This is a genomic window from Mangrovicella endophytica (assembly GCF_002893625.1).
In the GTDB taxonomy this organism is placed as follows: Bacteria; Pseudomonadota; Alphaproteobacteria; order Rhizobiales; family Rhizobiaceae; genus Mangrovicella; species Mangrovicella endophytica.
Map to the genome: position 1 here is coordinate 964,860 of NZ_PKMZ01000001.1, position 23,508 is coordinate 988,367.

Genomic DNA, 23,508 nt, shown 5'->3' on the forward strand with positions numbered 1-23,508 from the left:
GTCTCGCGCAGAGCGAGGGAAGGAGATTCCGGTGCAGGCGATCGGCCGCCAAGCGGCCGTCGATGTTCCTTTGGAGCGGCGGTATAGCCTTGCCCAGCCTCGGACGGAAGCCGGTTTCGGCAACGGAGGCCGCCGAGGCTGGTCGGGACGCCGCCGCGCCAGCCCCGCTTTCGTCCGCCGGACGGTTCAGCACGATGCGCTTGCGCAGGCCCGCACGTTCTTGATCTTGTCCTTCAAGACGTCCAGGCCAGCCGCCCCCGGCACCACTTCGTCGGCAATGACGTAGCTCGGCGTCCCCGAAATCTGCAGCATTGTGGCAAGGCGGCTGTCCTCGGCAATGGAGGCAGCGACCGCCGGATCGTCCATGGCCTTGCGGAGAGCCGCCTCGTCGATACCGAGATCGGCCGCAACCCCGATCGCCTTGTCCGCATCCGCGACGCCCGGTGCCGATAGCAGCGTGCGGTGGAATTCGGCGTAGCGCTGCGGCGCGATCGTTCGCAGAGCAAGGCTGACCTTCGAGGCTTCGACCGACTGCGGTCCGAGAACGGGAATTTCCTTCAGGACGAAGCGCACCTTCGGATCGCTCTTCAGAAGCGCATCCATGTCGCCGAGCGCCCGCTTGCAGTAGCCGCAGTTGTAGTCGAAGAACTCGACGACGGTGACGTCGCCATCCGGATTGCCGAGGACGGTGCCCTGCGGCGTCGAGGTCAGCGCCGGGCCTGCTTCCGAGATGGCCGAGACCTGAGCCGCTTGCGTCGCCGCGTTGCGCTTGGCCTCCAGCGCATCCATCGCTTCCAGCAATACTTCGGGGTTCCGCAGGAGGTAATCCCGAACGATCGTCTCGATATCGCCGGTCTGCTCCTTGGAGAAACCGGCGGCGACTGCCGGTGCCGCAAGGCTCGTTGTAAACAGGAGCGCAGCGGCGATGAGCTTTCGGGTCAACAGGGAGTTCCTCAATCTTTCGGTCGCCTGAAGGTCAGGATGTCCTGGGCTTGGCGCCACCCCGGCGTGCCCGGCTTCAGCTTCTGCTGTGCGCGTGCGGCAAAGACCTGCGACTGCTTCAGGGCGCCAGCATGCCAATAGCCCTCAGCCGTCGCAAGCTCGGCATTACCGACATCGCCGACCTGGTTATACGCCATTGCCAGGAAACGATAGGCGGTGGAGTTGTCGGGATCGGCGATGAGACCCCTGCGGATCTGCTGGATCGCTTTCGGCATCTCCTCGGCCTTGCCGCTGGTCACCAGCGCCTGGCCGATCGAAGCCTGCAGGAGACCCGACTTCGACGTGTCCAGCGCCGCCGCCCGTGCAAAGGCTGCGGCCGCTTCCTCGGACCTGCGGCTCTGCATCAGGATCTCGCCGCGCACCTCATGGAACCAGGGCACCTTCGGGTCGCGCTTGATCAGCGCGTCGATCTTGGCGAGAGCGTCCGCCGGTGCGCCATTCAGCTCGGTCGCGATGGCATCGCCATAGGCCGCCGCTTCCGAGCGGGGGTCCTTCAGGAAGGTCGAGCGGACCGCGGAGGCGCCGCCGGCATAGGCCGCGATCTTCGCCCGCGCCATGTCGTGTCGCTTCAAGAGCTCCAGGCTGTCGGCCTCATCATAGTACGGGCTCTGCTTGGCGGTCGTCTCCAGATTGGCGATGCGCTCGCGCGGCGCCGGATGGCTGGACAGATAGCCGCTCGAACGGCTGGTCGAGAACAGGTCGTTGCGCGCCAGCGTGTCGAAGGTCTCCAGGAGGCCGCGCGGCGACTGATGGATCTTCTCCAGATAGACGAGAGCCGAACGGTCGGCGGTCGCCTCCTCGGAGCGCTGATAGCTGAAGAGGTTCCGCATCGCGATGGTCCCGCCGCCGGCCATGATGCCGCCGCCGGCCTGCGCCAGGCCACGCGTACCTGTGGCGGCGCCAGCCGCCATCACGCCGGCGCCGAGAAGGCTCGCAACCACCGAGATCGTCTTTGCCCGCTCGATCTGCTCACGCAGCCGACTCTGATGACCGCCGGCGAGATGGCCGATCTCATGGGCAAGGACGCCGATCACCTGGTTCGGCGTTGCCGAGCCGAGGATGGTGCCGGTATTGATGAAGATCCGGCGACCGGCCACGAAGGCATTGAAGGCGGGATCGTTGACGAGCACGATCTCGATGCCGGACCGGGACAGGCCCGCCGCCTTCAAGACCGGACGCGCATAGTCGAGCACGAGGGATTCGATCTCCGCATCGCGGACGACCGGCAGGCGCGCCTTCTCGTTGTCTGCCGCGGTGGCGGCGACGGGCATCGCGGCGACGGCAGCGGCCGTGACGAGGCTGACCAGCGCTGTCTTGAAGCGGCCACCCTGAAACGTCATGCTATTTCCTCTTCCATCACGGCGAAGCGGACGGGATGTGGCTAAGACGAGCTGCAGAACGAGCCGCATTGCCCATTTCAATCCGGCGAATCTGAGGCGCCGAAGGAGCCTGACCCCATGTCCGAATCATCCGGCATCAGAGCATCGCTGCGCTCCGAGATCGACCCATTCCGCGCCATGGACGTGCTGGCGGAGGCGAACCGCATGATCGCGTCCGGCACACCCATCATCTCGCTGGCGGTGGGGCAGCCCGCAGCGCCGGCGCCGGCCGCCGCACGCGATGCGGCCCGCCGGATGCTGGATGCCGGCCGCATCGCCTATACCGACGCGCTCGGCCGAATGGACCTGCGGGAGCGGATCGTGCGTCATTACCGCGAGCATTACGGGCGGTCGGTCGAGGTCGAGCGCGTGATGATCACCACCGGCTCCTCCGCCGGCTTCAACCTGGCCTTCCTCACGGCCTTCGATCCTGGCGACCGCATCGCCATCGCTGCGCCCGGCTATCCCGCCTACCGCAATATCCTGCGCGCGCTGGGCCTCGTGCCCGTCGAGATCGAGGTGGGCAGCGCGACCGGCTATGTTCTGACCGCCGCGATGCTGGCGGAGGCGCATGAGGGCAACCCCGTGCAGGGCGTCCTCGTCGCGAGCCCCGCCAATCCGACGGGCACGGTGACCCGGCGTAACGAACTCGGCCGTCTCGTCGAGTTCTGCGACCGCCATGACATCCGCTTCATCTCCGACGAGATCTATCATGGCCTCGTCTATGGCGAGCCCGCCGCAACCGCGCTCGACTTTTCGGATCGGCCGATCGTCGTCAACTCCTTCTCCAAGTTCTACTGCATGACGGGGTGGCGGATCGGCTGGCTGGTGCTGCCGCCGAGCCTCGTCAGGCCCGCCGAGCGTATCGGCCAGAGCCTCTATATCTCGGCGCCGGAACTCTCTCAGGTCGCTGCGCTGGCGGCGCTCGACTCCGAGCCAGAGCTCCTGGCCATCCGCGCCGGCTACGAACGCAACCGCAGCCTCCTGATGAAGCGGCTGCCGGAATTGGGCTTTCGCGATATCGCGCCGATCGACGGCGCCTTTTACGCCTATGCAGGTATCCCGGACGGGGAGAGCGGATCCACGGACTTCTGCCGCCGCGTGCTTGCCGAGCGCCATGTCGCGATCACGCCGGGCACCGACTTCGACACGCGGCGCGGCGAGCGGTTCGTGCGCATCTCCTATGCCTGCAGCTACGACCAGCTGAGCGAGGCGCTCGATCGGCTCGGCCGTTGAGCCGGTCCTTTCGAGGCGTCAGACTCCTGCTGGTTTGTCCTGGTGCGGATTGATTGACGGGCGCTCAGCGCCTGCCTGAGCGTGCTGAGACGGGTACGTCCAGGCGGGGCGGGCAGGGCATGCTCCGACATCGACGGTACGAGGTGCCGGGCAGCTGGAAATGCAACGGGCCCTCATGGGGCCCGTTGCACGTCACGTGATGTGAAAGTTCGGCGGTTGCCGAATGCCTCAGCTCAGAAGAAGCTGCGGCGCGCCCACCAGCCGGTGCGCTTCGGCTTGTCCGGATCCTCGTCGGCCTGTTCGCCATTGGAGGTGATCTGCGGCGTCGCCGGTGCCTTCGGCGTCGGAGCTTCCTCAGGCACAGTCTCGTCCGTCGCGCCCGTAGCTTGCGGCTCCTGCGACCCTGTATCCGCAGTCACCTCCGCCTGAACCTCGCCGCCGTCCTCTTCGAGCAGCCGCGCATCGGCCAAGGCGCGCTCTTCGGCGCTCGGCGCGCTGCCGCTCTCGTCCGAAGACTCCGCGGCGGGAGCGCTCTCCGAAGCCGGCTCGTCGCCCTCGGGGGCCGTTGCAGTCACACCGTCATCCGACGCCGTCTCGAAAGCAGCATCCACGGGCTGAACGACGAAAGCGGAGGAGTCTTCCTCCACCATGGCTGCGGCGGCCTCCGCAACGGCGCCGTCGCCGAACTCAGTGGCCTCGCCGCTCTCGGCCGTCGCGTCCTCGCGGTTGCGCCGACCGCCGCGGCGTCCGCGGCGACGACGCTTGCGATCGCGGCCGCCCTCGTCCTCGCCCTCATCGGCTTCGCTGCTGGCGCCGTTCTGCGTATCGTCGCCGCCGGCATCCTCGTCGCTGCCTTCGGCATCCGCAGCAACGGCCTCGTCGCTCTCGTCCACCGATCCAGCCTCGCCGGCATCACCCGCCTCGCCGTTGTCGTCGCCGCGCCGACGCCGACGCCGACGCTTGCGCCGGCGGTTGCCGTCGCGCTCTTCGCCATTGTCCGACGGTGCCGTGGTTTCCGCCTCGTCGCCCTCGCTCTCGTCGGCGACGGCATCCTCCTCATCGGCCGCATCTTCGACGATGTCGGCCGCCGCGACGGTCTCGGGATGAACGAATTCGGGCTTCGGCTCGCGCCGGACGGCCTCGGCGCCGTGCTCGATCTTGATGCCCTGGTGACCGTTGCTTTCGTCGGCCTCGATCAGGATGCGAAGGCCGTGCAGGCGCTCGAGATCGTTGATCGTGCCGCGCTTCTCGTTCAGCACGTAGATCGCGGTCGCGGTCGGCACCTTGACGATCAGGTCGTGCGAATTGTGCTTCTGCAGATGTTCCTCGATCGAGCGCAGCACATGCAGCGCCAGCGAAGACTCGGAGCGAATGTGGCCCGTGCCGCCGCAGGTCGGGCAGGTCTGCATGGTGGATTCCAGCACGCTGGCGCGGATGCGCTGGCGGCTCATCTCCATCAGGCCGAAATGCGAGATGCGGCCGAGCTGGATGCGCGCACGGTCGTTCTTCAGGCAGTCCTTCAGTCGCTTCTCGACGGCGCGGTTGTTCCGCTTCTCCTCCATGTCGATGAAGTCGATGACGATGAGGCCTGCCAGATCGCGCAGACGCAGCTGGCGCGCGACCTCTTCGGCGGCCTCAAGATTTGTCTGATACGCGGTGTCCTCGACCGAGTGCTCTCTGGTCGAGCGGCCTGAGTTCACGTCAATGGCGACCAGCGCCTCGGTCTGGTTGATGATGATGTAGCCGCCCGACTTCAGCGTCACATGCGGCTGCAGCATCCGGTCGAGCTGCGCCTCGATGCCCTGGCGCACGAAGATCGGCGTTGGATCGCGGTAGGGCTGCACGACCTTCGCCTGGCTCGGCATCAGCATCCGCATGAAGTCCTTGGCTTCGCGGTAGCCGCTTTCGCCGGCGACGAGGATCTGGTCGATGTCCTTGTTGTAGAGGTCGCGGATCGACCGCTTGATCAGGCTGCCTTCCTCATAGACGAGGGCAGGCGCCGAGGAGGAGAGCGTCAGGCTGCGGACATTCTCCCAGAGGCGCATCAGATATTCGTAGTCGCGCTTCACCTCCGCCTTGGTGCGATTGGCACCTGCGGTGCGCAGGATGATGCCCATGCCGCGCGGCACTTCGAGGTCGCGCGCGACCTCCTTCAGTCGCTTGCGGTCGGCTGCGTTGGTGATCTTGCGGGAGATGCCGCCGCCGCGCGCCGTGTTCGGCATCAGCACGGAATAGCGGCCGGCGAGCGAGAGATAGGTCGAGAGGGCCGCGCCTTTGTTGCCGCGCTCTTCCTTGACGACCTGCACCAGCAGGATCTGCCGGCGCTTGATCACTTCCTGAATCTTGTACTGCCGGCGCGGGCGGCTCTGGCGGACCGCGACTTCCTCCATCGCGTCTTCGGCGCCGATCTCGTCGACCTCTTCTTCCTCGCCGTGCTCCTCGTCGTCGCTGTCGGCCTTCTCAGCCACTGCGTCGCCGGGCTGGGCGAACAATGCGTCGGTGGCAGACGCCTCCGACGGCGCATTGTCGGATTCGGCAGACGAACTGTCGGCCGAGGCGACGCTTTCGCCCTCGGACGCATCCGACGCCTCAGCCGGAACGACGTCCTCATGAGTCGCCTCGGAGGACGACGCCTCGCTACCGTTCTGGTCCGGCAGCGCCTCGGCAACGGCGTCGTCGCCATTGCCTTCGGTGCGGGCTGCAGCAGGCTTGCCGCCGCGACGCGAACGGCTCTTCGGCTTGGTGGCCTTGCGCTCTTCGTGCTCCTCGTCCTCACGGTCGCGGGCGAGCTCTTCCTCGATCAGCGCCTGACGGTCGGCAACCGGGATCTGGTAGTAGTCGGGATGGATCTCGCTGAAGGCAAGGAAGCCGTGGCGGTTGCCCCCGTATTCGACGAAGGCGGCCTGCAGCGACGGCTCGACCCGCGTCACCTTCGCCAGATAGATATTTCCCTTGAGCTGCTTCTTGTGCTCCGACTCGAAGTCGAATTCCTCGATCCGGCTACCGCGGACGACGACGACGCGGGTCTCTTCTGGATGAGACGCGTCGATCAGCATTTTGTTGGCCATGGTGGATGAACTCCCCGGCACCCGCTCCTGTGCGCGATGCGTCGGCGAGAGCCGCGGATCGATCGGAAGGAGGCGGGTCCGTAACGGTCGCGGTACCGCCAGCCCTCAGGAACGGCACCGCTACGAGGCGGTATGATCCACCTTCGTGCGGCTGCGTTCTCGATAAGGCTTCAGACACGTATGCGACCTGTATGAACGGATGGCCGTCGATGAACGGCCGATGAAAAGGGCGGCTGGTCTTGATAGGTCGACCGGACCGCATGGGTGCATTCGGTCGGAGCCTTGCTCCGATCGAAGGAAATCTTGCGAAGCCTGAAGAATGGGAGCCTCGTCCACGTGACCGCGACGCTTGCGCATCGATGGATCGGGACGGCCGGTCCTTCGAACCCGGCACTTGGCGGACGGTCCGCTTCCATTGTGAGTCTTCGGGAGCCTCACTTGCGCTTTTAAGATGCGTCAGTTCAAGACACAAGGGCAGGGCACGTAAGGGCATGTGCAAGCTCGTGCGCCAGCCCGGCACAAGTAGGCCGCGTTACGGCGCTATCTACGTGTCAGTTTCGACCGGTGTACGGAACGGTATGAGCGACAAGTATTCCAGCACCGCCAAGCGGCTCCGCCTCATCGTCATCATGGCGTCGACCGCTGCCGCCATCGCGTTCGGATCTTCGACGGCGACGGCCGGGGCCGAAGAGGACGGGGCCGGCATCATCACCGCGCTTCGCCAGGAGACCGACGGCGCCGGCTTCACGGCCTCGATCGAGCTGCAAGGCAATCCCGATACGCGTCTGGTCTATCTGCATAATCCCGAGCGCATCGCCTTAGATATGATGCGTACGGTTCCGGCGGTAGACCTGCCCGCGATCAAGCGCAACAAGCTGGTGACCGACCTGCGCCACGGTCTCGTCGCCCGCGACCGCTACCGGCTGATCTTCTCCGTCGCCGAGCCCGTCCAAGCCTCTACGGAGGTGTCGAAGGAGGGCGACGACACGGTGCTGACGCTGCGCCTGAAGCCGGGCGGCGAGACGGTCGGTTCGATCGCGACGGCGCCTGTGCCGGCATCCGCGGAGACGAAGGCAGACGAAATCGCCGGCGACGGCAAGCTGGTCGTGGTGGTCGACCCCGGCCACGGGGGCATCGACACCGGAGCCATCAGCAAGGACAAGACGCTCGAGAAGAACGTCAATCTCGACTTCGCCCTGGCTCTGCGCGACGCTCTGGTGAAGCGCGGCGGCATTGACGTCGTCCTCACCCGCGCGAACGACACATTCATTCCGCTGGCCGAACGCTCCGCGATCGCCCGGCGCGCACGCGCAGACCTCTTCATCTCCATGCATGCCGATTCGATCCGCTACGGCACGCTTCGGGGCGCCACGGTTTATACGCTGTCGGAGCGCGCCTCCGACGCGCTGTCCCGCGAGATCGCCGATTCGGAAAACTCGGCCGACCGCTTCGCCGACCCGGAGTGGCGGCAGGATCAGCCGGAGGTCTTCGACATCCTTCTGGATCTGACGCGGCGCGAAACTGTCAGCTTTTCCGAGCACTTCGCCACAGATCTTGTCGGCACGCTCGAAGATCATGACATCGGCCTGATCAAGAACCCGAAGCGATCTGCCGGCTTTCGCGTCCTGAAGGCGCCCGACGTGCCCTCAGTGCTCCTGGAGATCGGCTACCTCTCCAACAGCGACGACGAAAAGCTGCTGCTGTCGCCGGAGTGGCGCGGACGTGCGACCGAGGCCGTCGCAGCGGCGATCGAGAGCTTCCTCAAGCGCCGGTCGCCAGTCGCCGTAAATCCAGACTGATCGGCATGGTCGAGCAGCGTTTCCCGCCGGCTCGTCCTGTGCTATTTGCGCAACAACGATCCTGCACCGGCCCCATTGGCCACACGGGACCTTGGCGACGCCGCATTTACGCAGCATTTCGAGGCAGGTGCGGGCGAATGATGAGAGATCGTTCGATCTTCGCCCTCGATGTTTGCGGCAAGGGCGAAGGCGCTGCCGACGGCACGAATGGCGGCATCGCGGCACTGGCGGGCGGAGCCAGCGCGACGGAGTTCAGATGATCAGACTGCTCGGCTATTTCTTCGGCATCGGCGCGGTGGTGTTCCTGCTCGTGGCAGGTGGCGTCGCTCTGTATGTCGAGCGGGTCGCCAAGGACCTTCCGGATTATCAGGTGCTCGCAAAATACGAGCCGCCGGTGACGACGCGCATCCACGCCTCGGATGGATCGCTGATGGCGGAATATGCTCGTCAGCGCCGGCTCTTCCTGCCGATCCAGGCAATTCCCGACCGGGTCAAGCAGGCCTTCCTCTCCGCTGAGGACAAGAACTTCTACGAGCATCCTGGCATCGACATCTACGGCCTCGGCCGTGCGATCATGATGAATGCCAAGAATTTCGGCTCCGACCGCCGCATGGTCGGCGCCTCCACGATCACGCAGCAGGTCGCCAAGAACTTCCTCCTGACCTCCGATCAGACGATCGACCGCAAGATCAAGGAAGCCATCCTGTCGCTGCGCATCGAGCAGGCCTATTCCAAGGATCGCATCTTCGAGCTCTACCTCAACGAGATCTTCCTCGGCCTCGGCTCCTACGGCATCGCCTCCGCCTCGCTGTCCTATTTCGACAAGTCGGTGAACGAGCTGAGCATCGAGGAAGCCGCCTACCTCGCAGCACTGCCCAAGGCGCCGAACAACTACAACCCGTTCAAGTACGCCGACCGCGCGATCGAGCGCCGCAACTGGGTCATCGATCAGATGGCCGAGAATCGCTTCATCACCCGCGAGGAGGCCGCGACGGCGCGTGCCAAGCCGCTCGGCATCAACCCGCGCCCGACCGGCACCTATCTCGCCGCGTCCGAATATTTCACCGAGGAGGTGCGCCGCGACATTATCGCCCGCTACGGCAACGACGCACTCTACGATGGCGGTTTGTCCGTCCGCACGACACTGGATCCGACTCTGCAGGTCGAGGCCCGCAAGGCGCTGCAGCACGGCTTGTTGCGATACGACGAGGCGCGCGGCTTCCGCGGTCCGGTGAAGACGATCGAAATCGGCGGGGACTGGGGCGTGCCGCTCGGCGAAGTCTCGGCCTTTGCGGATGTGCCGGAATGGCGGCTCGCCGTGGTGCTTGCCGCCGACAAGTCGAGCGTCAGCATAGGCCTGCAGCCCAAGCGCGAGGTATCCGGCGCCCTTGGCGGCGATCGCGACGTCTCGACGATCGCGCTTGCCGACATGAAGTGGGCGCTGCGGCTGAACCAGGAAGGCAAGCGCGGCAGCGTCAAGTCGGCCGATCAGGTGCTCTCGCGCGGCGACGTCGTCTTCGTCGAGAAGACGGAGGAGGGCGACGGCTATCGCCTGCGCCAGCCGCCGAAGGTGCAGGGCGCCCTGGTGTCGATGGACCCCCATACCGGCCGCGTGCTGGCCATGGTCGGCGGCTTCTCCTTCTCCCAGTCGGAGTTCAACCGCGCGACGCAGGCGCAGCGTCAGCCGGGCTCGTCCTTCAAGCCCTTCGTCTATGCCGCGGCGCTCGACAACGGCTACACGCCGGCATCGGTGATCATGGACGCGCCGATCTCCATTCCGAACGGAACCGGCGGCTTCTGGGAGCCGAAGAACTACGGCAGCGATGGCGGCGGCGGTCCGTCGACGCTGCGCCGCGGCATCGAGCAGAGCCGCAACCTGATGACCGTGCGCCTGGCGCAGGACATGGGCATGAAGCTTGTCGCCGAATACGCCAAGCGCTTCGGCATCTACGACAATCTGGCGCCTTACCTGCCGATGTCGCTGGGCGCCGGCGAGACGACCGTGCTGCGCCTCGTCACGGCCTATTCGGTGATCGCCAATGGCGGCCAGTCGATTGACGCGTCGCTGATCGATCGCATCCAGGATCGCTACGGGCGCACGATCTACAAGCACGACAACCGCCAGTGCGAGGGCTGCAACGCGAGTGGCTGGAGCGATCAGGCCGAGCCTGAGCTCGTCGACGATCGCGAGCAGGTGCTCGATCCCATGACGGCCTACCAGATCACCGCCATGATGGAAGGCGTCGTGCAGCGTGGCACCGGCACCGCCGCAAAGGCACTCGGCGTTCCCGTCGCCGGCAAGAGCGGCACCACCAACGACGAGAAGGACGCCTGGTTCGTCGGCTTTACGCCGAATCTGGTGACCGGCGTCTTCATCGGCTACGACAATCCGACCCCGATGGGCCATGGCTCGACCGGCGGCGGCCTGTCGGCGCCTGTCTTCGTGGAATACATGAAGGACGCGCTGAAGGACGCGCCGGTGGCCGACTTCCGCGTGCCTGCCGGCATGACGATGATCGCGGTCAACCGCCGCACCGGCATGGCCGCCAACGAGGGCGACCCCGACACGATCGTCGAAGCCTTCAAGCCTGGCACGGGCCCGGCCGACGTCTATGCCGTCATCGGTGACGACACATCGGGACCGCCTGCGGTGATCTCGCCGGAGGCCGAGCAGGCGATCGTCGGCGGTGCCGGCGGCCTGTTCTGAGCGGGTAGACGCGGCCGCCTTTCGACAAGCGGAACAGTGTAATTCAGCCCCGCAGTGTCCGCCCGTCGTGTCGAGCCTCGCTTTACAGGGATGGCGGACCTACCTAAGACCGGCGCCGGATAGAGCATTATCTCGACCCGGCATTCCCACTGGCATGACCTGCCTGTGGGTGAACCGACCTTTCCATGTTCAAGCAGCGAGGATGACGGCGTGCGAGCCGAAATCGAAACGATTGTCGACGAGACCAAGCAGGCCATAAGCCTGCTGAGGAGGCATCTTTGACTGGGATCGCTCCCTCAGACGCCTTCAGGAACTGAACGCCAAGGCCGAAGACGCCTCGATCTGGAACAATCCGGACGAGGCCCAGAAGCTGATGCGCGAGCGTCAGCAGCTCGATGATGCCATATCGGCGATCAATCGGCTGGAACAGGGCTTGGCCGACAACATCGAACTCATCGCCATGGGCGAGGAGGAGAAGGACCAAGGCATCATCTCTGATGCCGAGGACGCCATCCGCGGCATGCGGGCGGACGTCGCCAAGCGCCAGATCGAGACGCTCCTGTCCGGCGAGGCCGACAGCAACGACACCTATGTCGAGGTTCACTCGGGTGCCGGCGGCACCGAGAGCCAGGACTGGGCGCAGATGCTGCTGCGCATGTATATGCGCTGGGCGGAGCGCTCGAAGATGAAGGTCGAGCTTCTAGAGGAGCACTCCGGCGAAGAGGCCGGCATCAAGTCGGCGACGCTGCTGCTCAAGGGCCACAATGCCTATGGGTGGATGAAGACCGAATCGGGCGTGCACCGCCTGGTGCGTATCTCGCCCTACGACAGCCAGGCGCGGCGGCACACCTCCTTCGCTTCGGTGTGGGTCTACCCGGTGGTTGATGACACGATCAACATCGTCATCAACGAATCCGATTGCCGGATCGACACATACCGGTCATCGGGCGCGGGCGGCCAGCACGTCAACACCACGGACTCCGCAGTCCGCATCACGCACATCCCGACCGGCATTGCAGTCGCCTGCCAGCAGGGGCGCTCTCAGCACCAGAACCGGGCGATCGCTTGGGACATGCTGCGAGCGCGTCTTTACGAAGCGGAGCTGCAGAAGCGTGAGGAGGCGGCCAACGCCGAAGCCGCATCGAAGACCGATATCGGCTGGGGCCACCAGATCCGCTCCTACGTGCTGCAGCCCTATCAGCTGGTGAAGGATCTGCGCACCGGCGTCGAAAGCACATCCCCGCAGGACGTGCTGGACGGCGAGATCGGCGAGTTCATGGAAGCGGCGCTGTCGCAGCGCATCCACGGCAGCGCCGACAAGGTGATCGAGGACGTCGAATAGACTCTCCTGCGGGCGCGGCGATGTTGCGCCCGCAGTCCTTCGATCAGCGCCGCCTCAGCCGAGCGCGCTGATCTTGTGCCCCGCCTTCAGAAAGCTGGCCGGATCGATGGCCTCGCCGTTGCGTCGGACCTCGTAATGGAGATGCGGTCCGGTGCTCCGTCCCGTCGAACCGGTATAGCCGATCGTATCGCCGGCCTTCACCGTCTCGCCGACGGTAACTGCAATGCCGGAGAGGTGCCCGTAGCGGGTCGTGAAGCCGTTGCCATGGTCGATTTCGACCATGTTGCCGTAGCCGCCGGACCGTCCGGCCGAGATGACCGTGCCGGCCGCCGTGGCGGTAGCGGAGGTGCCATTGCCGGCGACGAAGTCGATGCCCGCATGGAAGGCGCTGCGGCCGAGAAACGGGTCGGAGCGCACGCCGAACGAGCTGCTAACCACTTCGGTCTTGAGCGGCGCCTGCAGCGGCAGGCTTTGGGCCGTCGCCTTGACACTCTGCAGCTGGTCGAGCGCCTGATCGAGCATCGCGTAGCTCGCCTCAAAGTCATAGCCCTGCGGCACCGGCTCGTAGGGACCGCCCGTGCCGCTGTCGGAATCAACCGACGACAGCCGGATGCCCGCCGAGCGAAGTGTCGTGGTGATCTCGTCGGCGCTGCTGCGGGCGTGCTCGGCCAGCGCGTTGAGGTGAACGATCTGCTGCAGCTCGGCTACGTCAATGGAGCGACCGATGTCGCGGATCATCGATTCGGAGACGCGTTTGGCCGGCGTATTGCCCGACGTTGCCGAAGAGTTCGGGTTCAGTTCGGTTGGTCGAGTGCCGTGACCGGGGTCGACGAGATCGAAGCGCCGCAGCGCCGACCGGTCCGCCGCAGGCGCGAATCCGAGCGCTTCAACGCCGGTGTCGGCACCACCCGACCGCATCGTGCTGCCGGCATCCTCCGGCTTCTGCTGCGGCACGGGCACGGCCGCCGGCAGCAGGCCGGCCGAACGGACGCGATCGAGGAGAGGGCGCAGCTTGTCGTATCGCGCGGACAGCTCTTCCTGCTGGTCGAGCAGAACGTCAACCTTGGTCTCGACGAGCTGCTGGTCGATCAGCTGCCGGCTGGTGAGCCGGTCAAGCTGCGAGCGCAGCGAGGCAATCCGCTGTTCATAGGCGAGGCGCACCTCGGTTGGCGCGCTGCCCACGACGACTGTGCTGCCGCTGAAGGTTCCGATGGCAGCCACGATGCCGCCGCCGACGCCGAGTGTCAGCATCGCGGAGGCGGCAATGAGCGCGAAGGTGCTGACGGTGAAGTGCCGGACCTTCTCGCCGCGCGCGATGATGACGGTATGCGGAACGGTCCGCTTACCGAACGTGCGATCGTGCTGCGAAGGGCCCATTATCCGTCCCGCTGCCTTTGACAGACTCCCAGAACATCTGTCAGCGGCTGGATTAGAACCGGTTAAGGTTAACAAATCGCTCCGGCGGTTAACCTGCTCTTCCTTGCTTTGAGCTCAGCTCGAGAGTGACGAGAGTGCCCTGTAGAATGTTGGCGTCAGGCCGGCTTCCGACCGGGCGCGGTCGTTGAAGGGCGCCTTGACCTCACCGCGGAAGCAGCGGCGCACAAGCTCCTGAAATCGTTCTGCGGGCGCGCGGTTTTCGCGGGCGCAGAGGAAGCGGAACCACTTCGCACCGATGGCGACATGGCCCTTTTCGTCCTCGTAGATGATCTCCAGGATCGCAGCCGTCTCCTCGTCACCGACGCCGCGCAGCTTTTCCAGGAGCGAGGGAGTGACGTCGAGGCCGCGCGCCTCCAGGATCAGCGGCACGATGGCGAGGCGGGCGCCAAGGTCGTCGGCGGTTGCCTCCACCGCCTGCCAGAGCCCGTCATGGGCAGGCAGGGCGCCGTAATGCGAGGAGAGGCTTTCGAGCCGGCGGGACAGGAGACCGAAATGCTTGGCCTCCTCCAGGGCGACCGTCATCCAGCCGTCGAAGAAGGAGCGCGGCACCGGCTGGGTCGCGAATCGCGCGACGATGTCGAGCGCAAGATCGATGGCGTTCAGCTCGATATGGGCGAGCGCGTGGATCAGGGCGATTCGTCCTTCCACCGTGTGGACGGAGCGCCGCTTGACCGTTCGCGGCGAGACGAGCAGCGGGCGCTCGGGGCGTCCTGGCCGCATCGGTAGGGCGGCATCGCGCGGGGAGTGGAGGCCGATGGTGCGGCCGAACCAGCGGCGGCCGGCCTCCTGCGTCAGGGCGACCTTCTCGTCGAGATCGGCTGCCTTCAAGGCGGCGATCGCCGCGCCGCGCAGGCTCGAGGCTGGCGGCGCGAAACGGCTCTCGCCCGCGCCTGGTCCGGTGATCGTCATGCGGTCAGCTTCCGAGCCGCCTCCAGCACTTCGCGGGCATGCTCCGGCACTTTCACCTTCTCCCACACGCGCAAGACGATCCCGTCGCGGCCGACGAGGGCGGTCGTGCGCTCGACACCCATATATTTGCGACCATACATGCTCTTCTCGACCCAGACGCCTGCAGGTTCGAGCAGCGTATGGCCTTCATCCGACAGGAGTTCGACTGACAGGCCGTGCTTCTCGCGGAACTTGCAGTGCTTCTTCACCGGATCGGGAGAGACGCCGAACACCGGCACTCCGGCGGCCGCGTAATCCGCGGCAAGAGCGGTGAACTCGATCGCCTCCAGCGTGCAGCCGCTCGTATCGTCCTTGGGATAGAAGTAGACGACGAAGGGCTTGCCCTTCAGGCTGTCCAGGGAGACCGTGCCGCCACGGTCATCGGCAAGCGAAAAGGGCGGGAAAGCGCTTCCCTCGGTCAGCGTGGACATGGCGTCATCCTTTCGGCAAATTGCAGCGGCATCTTACGCTGGAGCGGTCGCAGGCGCGGCACGGTGCGACGCTCCGACGATCCACGACTTCCGCTGCTCGGATTAGGCACGATTCGCGACATTTTCAACGATCGGCGCTGCGGCCAGGTCGCGGGCGAAGGGCCGCCGGCGGAACAGCCGCGCCTTTCGCCCAGCCGCAATGCCAGTCCGTCTGCCATCGGCGGCGCGTGGCCCTGATGCGGCCTGCTCTCCGCCTCCTTGCCGGCTTCGGCAGCCTCGTCATCCTCATCGTCCTTCTGGCCGGCGGGCTGCTCGTTCTCGCCATCGGCACACAGTCGGGACGCGATCTCATCCAGGCACAGACGGAGGAACTCGCGGGCCAGCTGCTCGGGCCGGGATTGCGCGCCACCCTGTCCGATCAGAGCCTGACGCTCAGCGGCGGCACGCTGGCGCTGGCCTTCCAGAACGTTGCCATTGTCGATGCCGCCGACGCTCGATCGGTCGCACAGGCTAAGACGGTCGCGGTCGGGCTCCGCCTGCTGCCGCTCCTTTCCGGTGACCTCAAATTCGAGAAGCTGAAGGTCACGGGCCTCTCCGTCGATCCCGTCGTGCTCGGATGGCTCGCAAAGCGCGACGATCCCATGCCGATGCTGCCAGCCGCCATCGATGAAGCCGTCGCCAACGTCGACCGGCAGTTCGTCACCTTGAGCGCGCTCGACATCGACAGCGTCGAGATCGACGACGCGCGTCTTGCGGGGCAGCCGGATCTGACCCTCGCGGGCGCGACGCTCGTGCGGCATGACGACGATGGCGGCATGAGCCTGAACGCACGTGTGGTCGCGCCATCGGCGACGACCGTCATTTCCGGCTCTGCCGATCTCGATCAAACCAGCCATAGACTGAGCGCCGTGACGCTCGAAGCCTTTCGCCGAGCATCGGCGGCGGGGACGCCCTCCGGGGCGGATCGGCCTTGGGTGCTGGATGCACCGTTCCGCATGGGGCTCGCGCTGCGGTCCGACCCTGAGACCTCGAAGCGGACCGTGACGCTGCGTTCGGAGCTCGGCAGCGGACGTTTCGTGCTGGGTCCCGACACGACGATCATCGACACCGTCGCTCTCACGCTTCGGCACAGCGAGGGCGATCCGACGATCACCGTTGAGCCGAGCCGCTTCGCCTTCAAAGACCTGCAGGGCAGCCTGTCCGGAACACTGACGCAGACCTCCGGCAACGGCTATGCGCTGGCCCTGACATCGCCCGATCTGACTTCGGCCGTCGGCCAGCCTGCCGGTCAGACGCGGACGGCCGTTCTCAGCATCGAGGGCAGCACCGACTCGAGCCTGCAGGAGCTTCGGCTCGACCGGGTGGCAATGGAACTGCCAAAGGGCTCGCTGCTCGGCCGCGCCGTCGTCAGCCTTGCGACGCCCCAGTCGCTCACCAGCATCAACTTTGCGGCCACCGATCTCGACACCATGTCGCTGAAGGCCTTCTGGCCGCACATGCTGAGCAGCGAAACCCGCGGCTGGACCATCCGCAACCTGCGCGATGGCGGAATCATCCCGTCCGCTTCGCTGCGCTTCCAGGTCACGCGCGAGCGCTTTGCGGCCATTCTCGACGAAGCAGCCGATCCGACGTCGGATGAGCTGCAACTCGATCTCGGCTTCAGGGACGGTGCCTTTGGTGCTTTTGGTGCGCTGCCGGACTTCGTTCGGGCATCCGGCGCCCTGCACACCAGTGGCCCGCAGACGACGCTCACGCTCGACAAGGCCGGCATCGCCGGCTTCGACAAGATCGCGGTCGAGCCATCCACGCTCTCGCTGACGGCCATGCCTGGCGCCGGACCGGAGATCTCCGGCGAGGTTTCGCTCAACCTGTCCGGCGATGTCGACCAGCTCCTTGGTGCTGCCTCCGCACAGCCGATCGGCCTGCGCGAACGGCTCAACTTCGCTCCGGGCGATGCGACGGGACAGGTGAAGGCGGCGGTCGGCGCGACCTTTCTGCTGGGCGATCAGGTCGCCAAGGGTGACGAGGTCAAGGCCTGGTCTGTCATTGCCGACCTCGATGGCCTGACGCTCCGCAAGCCGGTGGAGGGACGTCGCCTGAACGATCTGACCGGCACGATCAGCGCGGCTCCGGGAATGGCGGTCGGCGACTTGACGGGCAAGGTCGATGATCTGCCCGCCACGATCGCCTTCGCCGAGCCGCTTCAGCCGCATCCGACGGGCGCGCGCTCGCTGACCGTCGGCGTCGAATTGTCCGCCACGCAGATGCGCAGCCTTCTGCCCCTGCTGGAGGATGTCGTCGCCGGTCCCGTCAAGGCGGAGCTGACGCGTAACGAGACCGGCTTCGGTGCCAAGGTCGATCTGACGGCGGCCAAGCTGTCGCTTCCTTGGGTCGGCTGGACCAAGGGCAGCGGCATCGCGGCCTCGCTGGCGCTCGACCTCGTGCCCTCCGGCGACGGCTTTCTTCTCAAGGACATGCGGCTCGATGGCAACGGCTTTGCCGCGGTCGGATCGGCGGAGCTCGACGGCTCGGGACTGAAGACGGCGTCGATCGGCAAGCTGACGCTCAACCCTGGCGACGACGTCGCGCTGACGCTGGAGCGTGTCTCCAACGGCTACATCATCAACGTGAAAGGCGGGCGCTACGATGCCCGACCATTCCTCAGCGATCTGCGCCGCGACATCGCGGGAACGACCGCAGAAGGGTCGGGGAGCAAGCGTCAGGTCGATGTGACGGTCGCGCTGGACTCGGTGGTCGGCTTCTCGCGGCAAGAGCTGCGCAATTTCAGCCTGAACTATGCCGGCGGCGCCGAGGGTGTTGCAGCCTTGTCAGGATCGGCCACAACGTCGGGCGGCGCAGCCGTGACCGCCGATATCTCGCCCCGGGGCAACGGGCGCTCTGTCACGGTTACGGCGGCGGATGCCGGCGCGCTCCTTGGCTTTGCCGGCCTCTACGAGCGCATGAAGGGCGGCAACGCCGCGCTTCAGCTGACCGGCGCGCCGCATGGCGCCTATGCCGGGACACTCGTACTGCATGACTTCACGCTGATCGATGAGCCGCGGCTGTCGAACCTCGTCGGCTCGAGCCCGTCGGGCGGCCAGACGCTTTCGGCGCGTGTGGGCCGCGACCTGCAGGCGGAGAGGGCCTTCTTCGACACGGCGGAGGCGCGGCTGCGTTACGAGGCCAAGAGCCTGCGCATCGACGAGGGCATCCTCCGCGGACCGGTCTTCGGCTCGAGCTTCGAAGGCGTGCTCTGGGATGCGCGCAACCGCATCGACATCGCCGGATCGTTCATGCCGGCCTATGGCATCAACCGCATCTTCGGCGCGATCCCACTCGTCGGCGAAATTCTCGGCAACGGCAACGAAGGCGGCCTGATCGGCATCACCTACCGCCTGACCGGCGAGTTCGCCTCGCCAGCCCTGTCGATCAACCCGATTTCGGCCATCGCGCCTGGCATCTTCCGGCGCATCTTTTCGTACTGATCGCGACGGAACGCTGCGCTTGCCGGCCGCTGGATTCGCCAGGCTCAGCCGGCGGGGCGCACCAAGACGTGCTTCTTGCGGCCGAGCGACAGCTTGATCACACCGGCATCGGTTAGATCGCCATCGCCGAGCTGCCGCCGCTCGTCCGCCACGGCCTCGTCGTTGACGCGGACCGCGCCCCCCTTCACATGCCGGCGCGCCTCGCCATTGGAGGCCGCCAATCCCGCCTCGACGATCAGCGTCAGCAGTCCGACCCCGGCGGAGAGCTGCGCCGCCGGCACGGCGATGGTCGGCAGATCCTCGGCAAGCGCGCCTTCCTCGAAGGTCTTGCGCGCCGTCTCGGCGGCGGTCTCCGCTGCGGCACGGCCGTGCAGGAGAGCGGTCACCTCGTTAGCCAGGAGCTTCTTGGCCTCATTGATCTCGGCGCCGCCGAGCGCCTCCAGCCGCGCGATCTCGTCGAGCGGGAGTGTCGTGTAGAGCTTCAGGAAGCGGCCGACATCGGCATCCTCGGTGTTCCGCCAGTACTGCCAGAAATCGTAGGGGCTCAGCATGTCCGCGTTGAGCCAGACGGCGCCGTTCGCCGACTTGCCCATCTTGGCGCCGGAGGCCGTCGTCAGCAGCGGCGAGGTGAGGGCGAAGAGCTGCGGCGTGCCAAGCCGGTGCCCGAGATCGATGCCGTTGACGATGTTGCCCCACTGGTCCGAACCGCCCATCTGCAGCCGCACGCCGTAGCGGCGGTTCAGCTCGACGAAGTCGTAGGCCTGCAGGATCATGTAGTTGAATTCGAGGAAGCTAAGCGACTGCTCGCGGTCCAGCCGCAGCTTCACCGAATCGAAGGACAGCATCCGGTTGACCGAGAAGTGGCGGCCGACATCACGCAGGAACTCGACATAGTTGATGCCGAGCAGCCAGTCGGCATTGTTGACCATCAGCGCGTCGGTGGGTCCGTCGCCGAAAGTGAGATAGGGTGCAAACGCTTGGCGGATGCCGGCAAGATTGCTCTCGATGCCCTCCGGCGTCAGCAGCTTGCGTGCCTCGTCCTTGAAGGACGGATCGCCGATCATGCCGGTGCCACCGCCCATCAGCGCGATCGGCTTGTGGCCCGTCTGCTGCATCCAGTGCAGCATCATGATCTGGATCAGCGAACCCACATGCAGGCTCGTCGCCGTGGGGTCGAAGCCGATATAGCCCGGTACCGTCTCCGTCCGGAACAGCTCGTCCAGCCCCTGATCGTCGGAGGTCTGGTGGATGAAGCCGCGCTCGTCGAGCGTGCGGAGGAAATCGGACTTGAACCGGGTCATGGATGTTGTCCTGATGCGGGATCTTGGCTGACGCATGGGGGCGTGTGCTCGGGAGCCGTTTAAGACCTTTCATACCGAGGTGGAAGCATTCTGCCCTGGTGAATTCGGATCGAGGGCCCGGACGTGACTGAACCAAGGCTTCGCCGCGCCGTCGGCCTGATGAGCGGAACATCGCTCGACGGCATCGACGTCGCGCTTCTCGACACGGACGGCCAGTCGATCGTACGGCGGGGACCATCGCGCGTTTACCCGTACGAGGCAGGATTTCGCCAGCGGCTCTCCGCTGCGCTGGAGACGGCGAAGACGATCGAGGAACGGTCAGGCCGGCCCGGCGACCTCGCCGCGATCGAGCAGGACCTGACCGATCTCCACGCCGGTGTAGTCGAACGGTTCCTCGCGGAGACAGGTACCTCCCGCGAAAGCATCGACCTCGTCGGCTTCCATGGCCAGACAGTGCTGCATCGTCCGGATCAGGCGCTGACGGTCCAGCTCGGCGACGGCGCGCGCCTCGCCGGCGCTGTCGGTCTGCCCGTCGTCTACGACATGCGGGCGGGCGACATGCGGGCGGGCGGGCAGGGCGCACCGCTGGTGCCAGCCTATCATGCGGCTCTCGCCCGCTCGCTGCCTGAACCGTACCGGATGACGCCGGTGGTGTTCGTGAATGTCGGCGGCATCTCCAACATCACCTATGTCGAGCCCGATGCCGATCCGGTGGCCTTCGACAGCGGCCCCGGCAATGCGCTGATCGACCAGTGGATGGAGCGGGAAGCCGGCCTCCCCTTCGATCAGGATGGGGAGACCGCGAGCAAGGGTCAGATCCTCGACGCTCTGGCGGAGCGATATCTCGGCTCGCCCTTCCTGGCAAAGCCTGCGCCGAAGTCGCTGGACCGATTCGACTTCTCCGTTCCAGGTCCGGATGAAGGATCACTGGAGGACGTTGCGCGTACGCTCTGCTTCGTCACGGCGGAAGCGATCCTGAAGGCGACCGAGCATCTACTGAAGCCGCCGAAACTCTGGATCATCTGCGGGGGCGGGCGCCGCCATCCCGTCATCATGGCCGACCTTGCCAGCGGCGCAGCACGCGCCGGCGCATCGGTGATCGCGGCCGAGGCCGCCAGCCTCGACGGCGATGCGATGGAGGCGGAGGCCTGGGCCTATCTCGCCGTCCGCTCGCAGGCGGATCTGCCGCTCACCTTTCCGACCACGACGGGGTGCAGCACGCCGGCGAATGGCGGCGTGCTGGCACTGCCGGCTACTTGAGGCGCTTGGGGCGCGGGTCGGCGAGCTCGCCGGCGAGCCGCCGGTCGAGATAGTCGGAGCATTCGCCGAGCAGCTCGTCGGAATGTTCGGAGTAGAAGTGGTTGGCGCCTTCCAGCGTCTTCTGCGTGATCAGGATGCCCTTCTGCGTCTTCAGCTTGTCGACCAGCGTCTGTACGTCCTTCGGCGGCGCCACCCGGTCCTTGTCGCCATGGATGATCAGCCCGGAGGACGGGCAGGGCGCCAGGAACGAGAAGTCGTAGGAGTTCGGCTGCGGCGAGATCGACAGGAAGCCCTCGATCTCCGGCCGGCGCATCAGCAGCTGCATGCCGATCCAGGCGCCGAAGGAGTAGCCGGCAACCCAGCAATGCTTGGAATCGGGATGAAGGCTCTGAACCCAGTCGAGCGCCGCCGCGGCGTCTGACAGCTCGCCGGCGCCATGGTCGAACTCACCCTGGCTGCGGCCGATGCCGCGGAAGTTGAAGCGCAGTGTCGTGAAACCGCGCTCCACGAACATGTAGAACAGCCGGTAGACGATCTGGTTGTTCATCGTGCCGCCGAACCGCGGGTGCGGATGCAACACGATGGCGATTGGGGCGTTCTTCTCCTTGGCGGCCTGGTAGCGCCCTTCGAGGCGTCCGGCTGGACCGGTGAAGATGACTTCGGGCATGGTGGTCTTCCTGTTGAGGCCAGCGGATGACCGCAGCCGCGCCTTGACGCGAAACACACGGCCTCTTAGATTTTCAGTTTAGAACTGTTCAAAAGTTGAGCTGGAACCGAAGGCGCTATGTAGTCTCGGGAGGGCCGCAAATTCAAGGAATTTGCGCGTGCCCGCGAGACGGCGGCAGCGAGGAATGACGTGACCGGCCAGCGGATCTATCTCGATCACAATGCCAGTGCCCCGCTCGTCGCGGCCGCGCGCGCGGCCATGGTCGAGGCGCTGGATGTCGGCGGCAATCCGTCCTCCGTCCACGCGGAAGGACGTCGCGCCCGTTCGATCGTGGAGGGCGCCCGTGCCGACGTTGCCGCCCTGGTGGGTGCGCAGGCCGACTGCGTCGTCTTTACGGGTGGTGCCAGCGAGGCGGCTTCGACATGCCTGTCGCCGCTGTGGCTCGACGAAGGGCGCGGGCGGGCCGTAACGCATCTGGCTGTTCTCGACACCGACCATCCGGCCTTTCGCGAAGGCGGACGCTTTACGGCCGCTGCCGTGACGCGTTTGCCGGTGACGGCCGACGGCGCCGTCGACCTGAGCGCGCTCCAAGCCTGGTTGGCGGATCTGCCCGTCGGTGGCGGCGGCGACGCGATGCTGGCCGTCGGCCTCGCCAACAGCGAGACCGGCGTCATCCAGCCTGTCGCTGCGATCCGTGAAAGGCTGGTCGACCGCCGCGTCCTCCTCGTCATCGACGCGGCGCAGGCCGCCGGACGCATCCCGGTCGACGTCGACGAGCTTGGCGCGGACGCGCTGATCCTTTCGGCCCATAAGATCGGCGGTCCCGCCGGAATCGGGGCGATCGTTACGCGCCGCTCAACGCTGCTGCCGGCACCACTCGTCACCGGTGGCGGTCAGGAGCGCCGCCGCCGTGCCGGCACGGAGGCGGTGCCCGCGATCGCCGGCTTCGGCGCGGCAGCCCGCGTGGCACTGGAACAGCTCCAAGGCGGAGCGGGGCATCTTTTGGCGCTGCGCCAGCATCTGGAGCGGCGGCTGGCCGCCGCGGTGCCGAGCGCATCGATCATCGGTGCCGGCGCGCCGCGCCTTCCCAACACCGTCTTGATCGCCCATCCCCATCTGCGCGCCGAGACGGCGCAGATCGCCTTTGACCTGAATGGGATCGCCGTCTCTGCGGGTTCGGCCTGCACGTCCGGCAAGGTCGGCCCGAGCCATGTCCTCTCCGCCATGCATGCGGCGGGAAGCAGGATCGAGCCGGGCGAGGGTGCAATCCGCATCAGCTTCGGCTACGAGACGGAGCAGCACGAAATCGACCGCGCCGTGGAGGTCTACGCCTCGATCGTTGCGCGGTCCGCCCATGCGCCGACGGCCGGGGCAGCGGCCTGACGGTTTCGAGGTGGCGGCGCCACGTGAAACTTGACTCGCCGTCACTTATATTCATTCCAGACG

16 protein-coding genes are annotated in these 23,508 nt (G+C 66.2%); 8 read left to right on the plus strand and 8 right to left on the minus strand.

The genetic code is table 11. The features are described from left to right. Positions 1 to 186: 186 nt before the first annotated feature. Together C0R46_RS04435 and C0R46_RS04440 are read right to left on the minus strand one after the other, a co-directional pair. Complete coding sequence (locus tag C0R46_RS04435) at positions 187 to 942, minus strand: DsbA family protein (protein ID WP_245413401.1); 756 nt, start codon at positions 940 to 942, stop codon at positions 187 to 189. An 11-nt stretch (positions 943 to 953) separates the two neighbouring features. Further along, complete coding sequence (locus C0R46_RS04440) at positions 954 to 2,342, minus strand: M48 family metalloprotease (RefSeq protein WP_102958326.1); 1,389 nt, start codon at positions 2,340 to 2,342, stop codon at positions 954 to 956. A gap of 117 nt (positions 2,343 to 2,459) precedes the next feature. On the opposite strand from C0R46_RS04440, the gene C0R46_RS04445 reads away from it, so the two are divergent. Then, positions 2,460 to 3,617 (plus strand): pyridoxal phosphate-dependent aminotransferase, encoded by a 1,158-nt coding sequence (locus C0R46_RS04445; RefSeq protein WP_102958327.1) that lies wholly within the window; start codon positions 2,460 to 2,462, stop codon positions 3,615 to 3,617. A gap of 233 nt (positions 3,618 to 3,850) precedes the next feature. Here the strand turns inward: C0R46_RS04445 and C0R46_RS04450 are convergent, their stop codons facing one another. Then, positions 3,851 to 6,685 (minus strand): ribonuclease E/G, encoded by a 2,835-nt coding sequence (locus C0R46_RS04450; RefSeq protein ID WP_102958328.1) that lies wholly within the window; start codon positions 6,683 to 6,685, stop codon positions 3,851 to 3,853. A gap of 578 nt (positions 6,686 to 7,263) precedes the next feature. On the opposite strand from C0R46_RS04450, the gene C0R46_RS04455 reads away from it, so the two are divergent. The 4 genes from C0R46_RS04455 (at position 7,264) to prfB (ending at position 12,533) form a co-directional block, all read left to right on the plus strand. Next, entirely contained in the window at positions 7,264 to 8,484 is a 1,221-nt protein-coding gene (locus C0R46_RS04455) for an N-acetylmuramoyl-L-alanine amidase family protein (RefSeq protein WP_157944556.1), read from the plus strand. 137 nt (positions 8,485 to 8,621) lie between these two features. Continuing rightward, positions 8,622 to 8,744, plus strand: a complete 123-nt coding sequence (locus C0R46_RS21250; protein ID WP_280952993.1) for a hypothetical protein — start codon at positions 8,622 to 8,624, stop codon at positions 8,742 to 8,744. Next, the gene (locus C0R46_RS04460; RefSeq protein WP_102958330.1) at positions 8,741 to 11,191 is read left to right on the plus strand and encodes a penicillin-binding protein 1A; all 2,451 of its coding nucleotides are present in this window, start codon (positions 8,741 to 8,743) and stop codon (positions 11,189 to 11,191) included. The genes C0R46_RS21250 and C0R46_RS04460 overlap by 4 nt, the downstream gene beginning before the upstream one ends. A 210-nt stretch (positions 11,192 to 11,401) precedes the next feature. Beyond that, a protein-coding gene (prfB, locus tag C0R46_RS04465) for a peptide chain release factor 2 (RefSeq protein WP_102958331.1) occupies positions 11,402 to 12,533 on the plus strand; the annotation gives its coding sequence in 2 pieces (ribosomal slippage) (positions 11,402 to 11,470 and positions 11,472 to 12,533; 1,131 coding nt in all). 54 nt (positions 12,534 to 12,587) lie between these two features. Here prfB and C0R46_RS04470 read toward each other — a convergent pair. The 3 genes from C0R46_RS04470 to C0R46_RS04480 form a co-directional block, all read right to left on the minus strand. Further along, a complete protein-coding gene (locus tag C0R46_RS04470) occupies positions 12,588 to 13,910 on the minus strand; it encodes a M23 family metallopeptidase (protein WP_102958332.1) in 1,323 nt (440 codons plus the stop codon). 114 nt (positions 13,911 to 14,024) lie between these two features. Then, positions 14,025 to 14,879, minus strand: a complete 855-nt coding sequence (locus C0R46_RS04475; RefSeq protein ID WP_102958333.1) for a ferritin-like domain-containing protein — start codon at positions 14,877 to 14,879, stop codon at positions 14,025 to 14,027. Next, complete coding sequence (locus tag C0R46_RS04480) at positions 14,876 to 15,349, minus strand: peroxiredoxin (RefSeq protein WP_102958334.1); 474 nt, start codon at positions 15,347 to 15,349, stop codon at positions 14,876 to 14,878. The genes C0R46_RS04475 and C0R46_RS04480 overlap by 4 nt, the downstream gene beginning before the upstream one ends. 236 nt (positions 15,350 to 15,585) lie before the next feature. On the opposite strand from C0R46_RS04480, the gene C0R46_RS04485 reads away from it, so the two are divergent. Continuing rightward, the gene (locus tag C0R46_RS04485; RefSeq protein ID WP_102958335.1) at positions 15,586 to 18,834 is read left to right on the plus strand and encodes a hypothetical protein; all 3,249 of its coding nucleotides are present in this window, start codon (positions 15,586 to 15,588) and stop codon (positions 18,832 to 18,834) included. Positions 18,835 to 18,878: 44 nt separating this feature from the next. Here C0R46_RS04485 and tyrS read toward each other — a convergent pair whose 3' ends face one another. Next, entirely contained in the window at positions 18,879 to 20,135 is a 1,257-nt protein-coding gene (tyrS, locus tag C0R46_RS04490; protein WP_102958336.1) for a tyrosine--tRNA ligase, read from the minus strand. A gap of 123 nt (positions 20,136 to 20,258) precedes the next feature. Here tyrS and C0R46_RS04495 point away from each other — a divergent pair, with 123 nt between their 5' ends. After that, positions 20,259 to 21,395, plus strand: a complete 1,137-nt coding sequence (locus tag C0R46_RS04495) for an anhydro-N-acetylmuramic acid kinase (RefSeq protein WP_280952994.1) — start codon at positions 20,259 to 20,261, stop codon at positions 21,393 to 21,395. Here the strand turns inward: C0R46_RS04495 and C0R46_RS04500 are convergent. Next, positions 21,388 to 22,062, minus strand: a complete 675-nt coding sequence (locus C0R46_RS04500) for an alpha/beta hydrolase (RefSeq protein WP_102958338.1) — start codon at positions 22,060 to 22,062, stop codon at positions 21,388 to 21,390. The two genes, C0R46_RS04495 and C0R46_RS04500, sit on opposite strands and share 8 nt — an antisense overlap. 189 nt (positions 22,063 to 22,251) lie before the next feature. Here C0R46_RS04500 and C0R46_RS04505 point away from each other — a divergent pair, with 189 nt between their 5' ends. Further along, positions 22,252 to 23,445 (plus strand): cysteine desulfurase family protein, encoded by a 1,194-nt coding sequence (locus tag C0R46_RS04505; protein WP_102958339.1) that lies wholly within the window; start codon positions 22,252 to 22,254, stop codon positions 23,443 to 23,445. The last annotated feature ends 63 nt before the right edge of the window (positions 23,446 to 23,508 follow it).

Excerpts from the sequence above, each read along its gene's own strand:
- C0R46_RS04445 (WP_102958327.1), top strand. The coding sequence starts at position 2,460 with ATGTCCGAATCATCCGGCATCAGAGCATCGCTGCGCTCCGAGATCGAC.
- C0R46_RS04485 (WP_102958335.1), top strand. The coding sequence starts at position 15,586 with ATGCGGCCTGCTCTCCGCCTCCTTGCCGGCTTCGGCAGCCTCGTCATC.
- C0R46_RS04500 (WP_102958338.1), bottom strand. The coding sequence starts at position 22,062 with ATGCCCGAAGTCATCTTCACCGGTCCAGCCGGACGCCTCGAAGGGCGC.
- C0R46_RS04455 (WP_157944556.1), top strand. The coding sequence starts at position 7,264 with ATGAGCGACAAGTATTCCAGCACCGCCAAGCGGCTCCGCCTCATCGTC.
- C0R46_RS04460 (WP_102958330.1), top strand. The coding sequence starts at position 8,741 with ATGATCAGACTGCTCGGCTATTTCTTCGGCATCGGCGCGGTGGTGTTC.
- tyrS (WP_102958336.1), bottom strand. The coding sequence starts at position 20,135 with ATGACCCGGTTCAAGTCCGATTTCCTCCGCACGCTCGACGAGCGCGGC.
- C0R46_RS21250 (WP_280952993.1), top strand. The coding sequence starts at position 8,622 with ATGATGAGAGATCGTTCGATCTTCGCCCTCGATGTTTGCGGCAAGGGC.
- C0R46_RS04475 (WP_102958333.1), bottom strand. The coding sequence starts at position 14,879 with ATGACGATCACCGGACCAGGCGCGGGCGAGAGCCGTTTCGCGCCGCCA.
- C0R46_RS04440 (WP_102958326.1), bottom strand. The coding sequence starts at position 2,342 with ATGACGTTTCAGGGTGGCCGCTTCAAGACAGCGCTGGTCAGCCTCGTC.
- C0R46_RS04480 (WP_102958334.1), bottom strand. The coding sequence starts at position 15,349 with ATGTCCACGCTGACCGAGGGAAGCGCTTTCCCGCCCTTTTCGCTTGCC.
- C0R46_RS04470 (WP_102958332.1), bottom strand. The coding sequence starts at position 13,910 with ATGGGCCCTTCGCAGCACGATCGCACGTTCGGTAAGCGGACCGTTCCG.
- C0R46_RS04450 (WP_102958328.1), bottom strand. The coding sequence starts at position 6,685 with ATGGCCAACAAAATGCTGATCGACGCGTCTCATCCAGAAGAGACCCGC.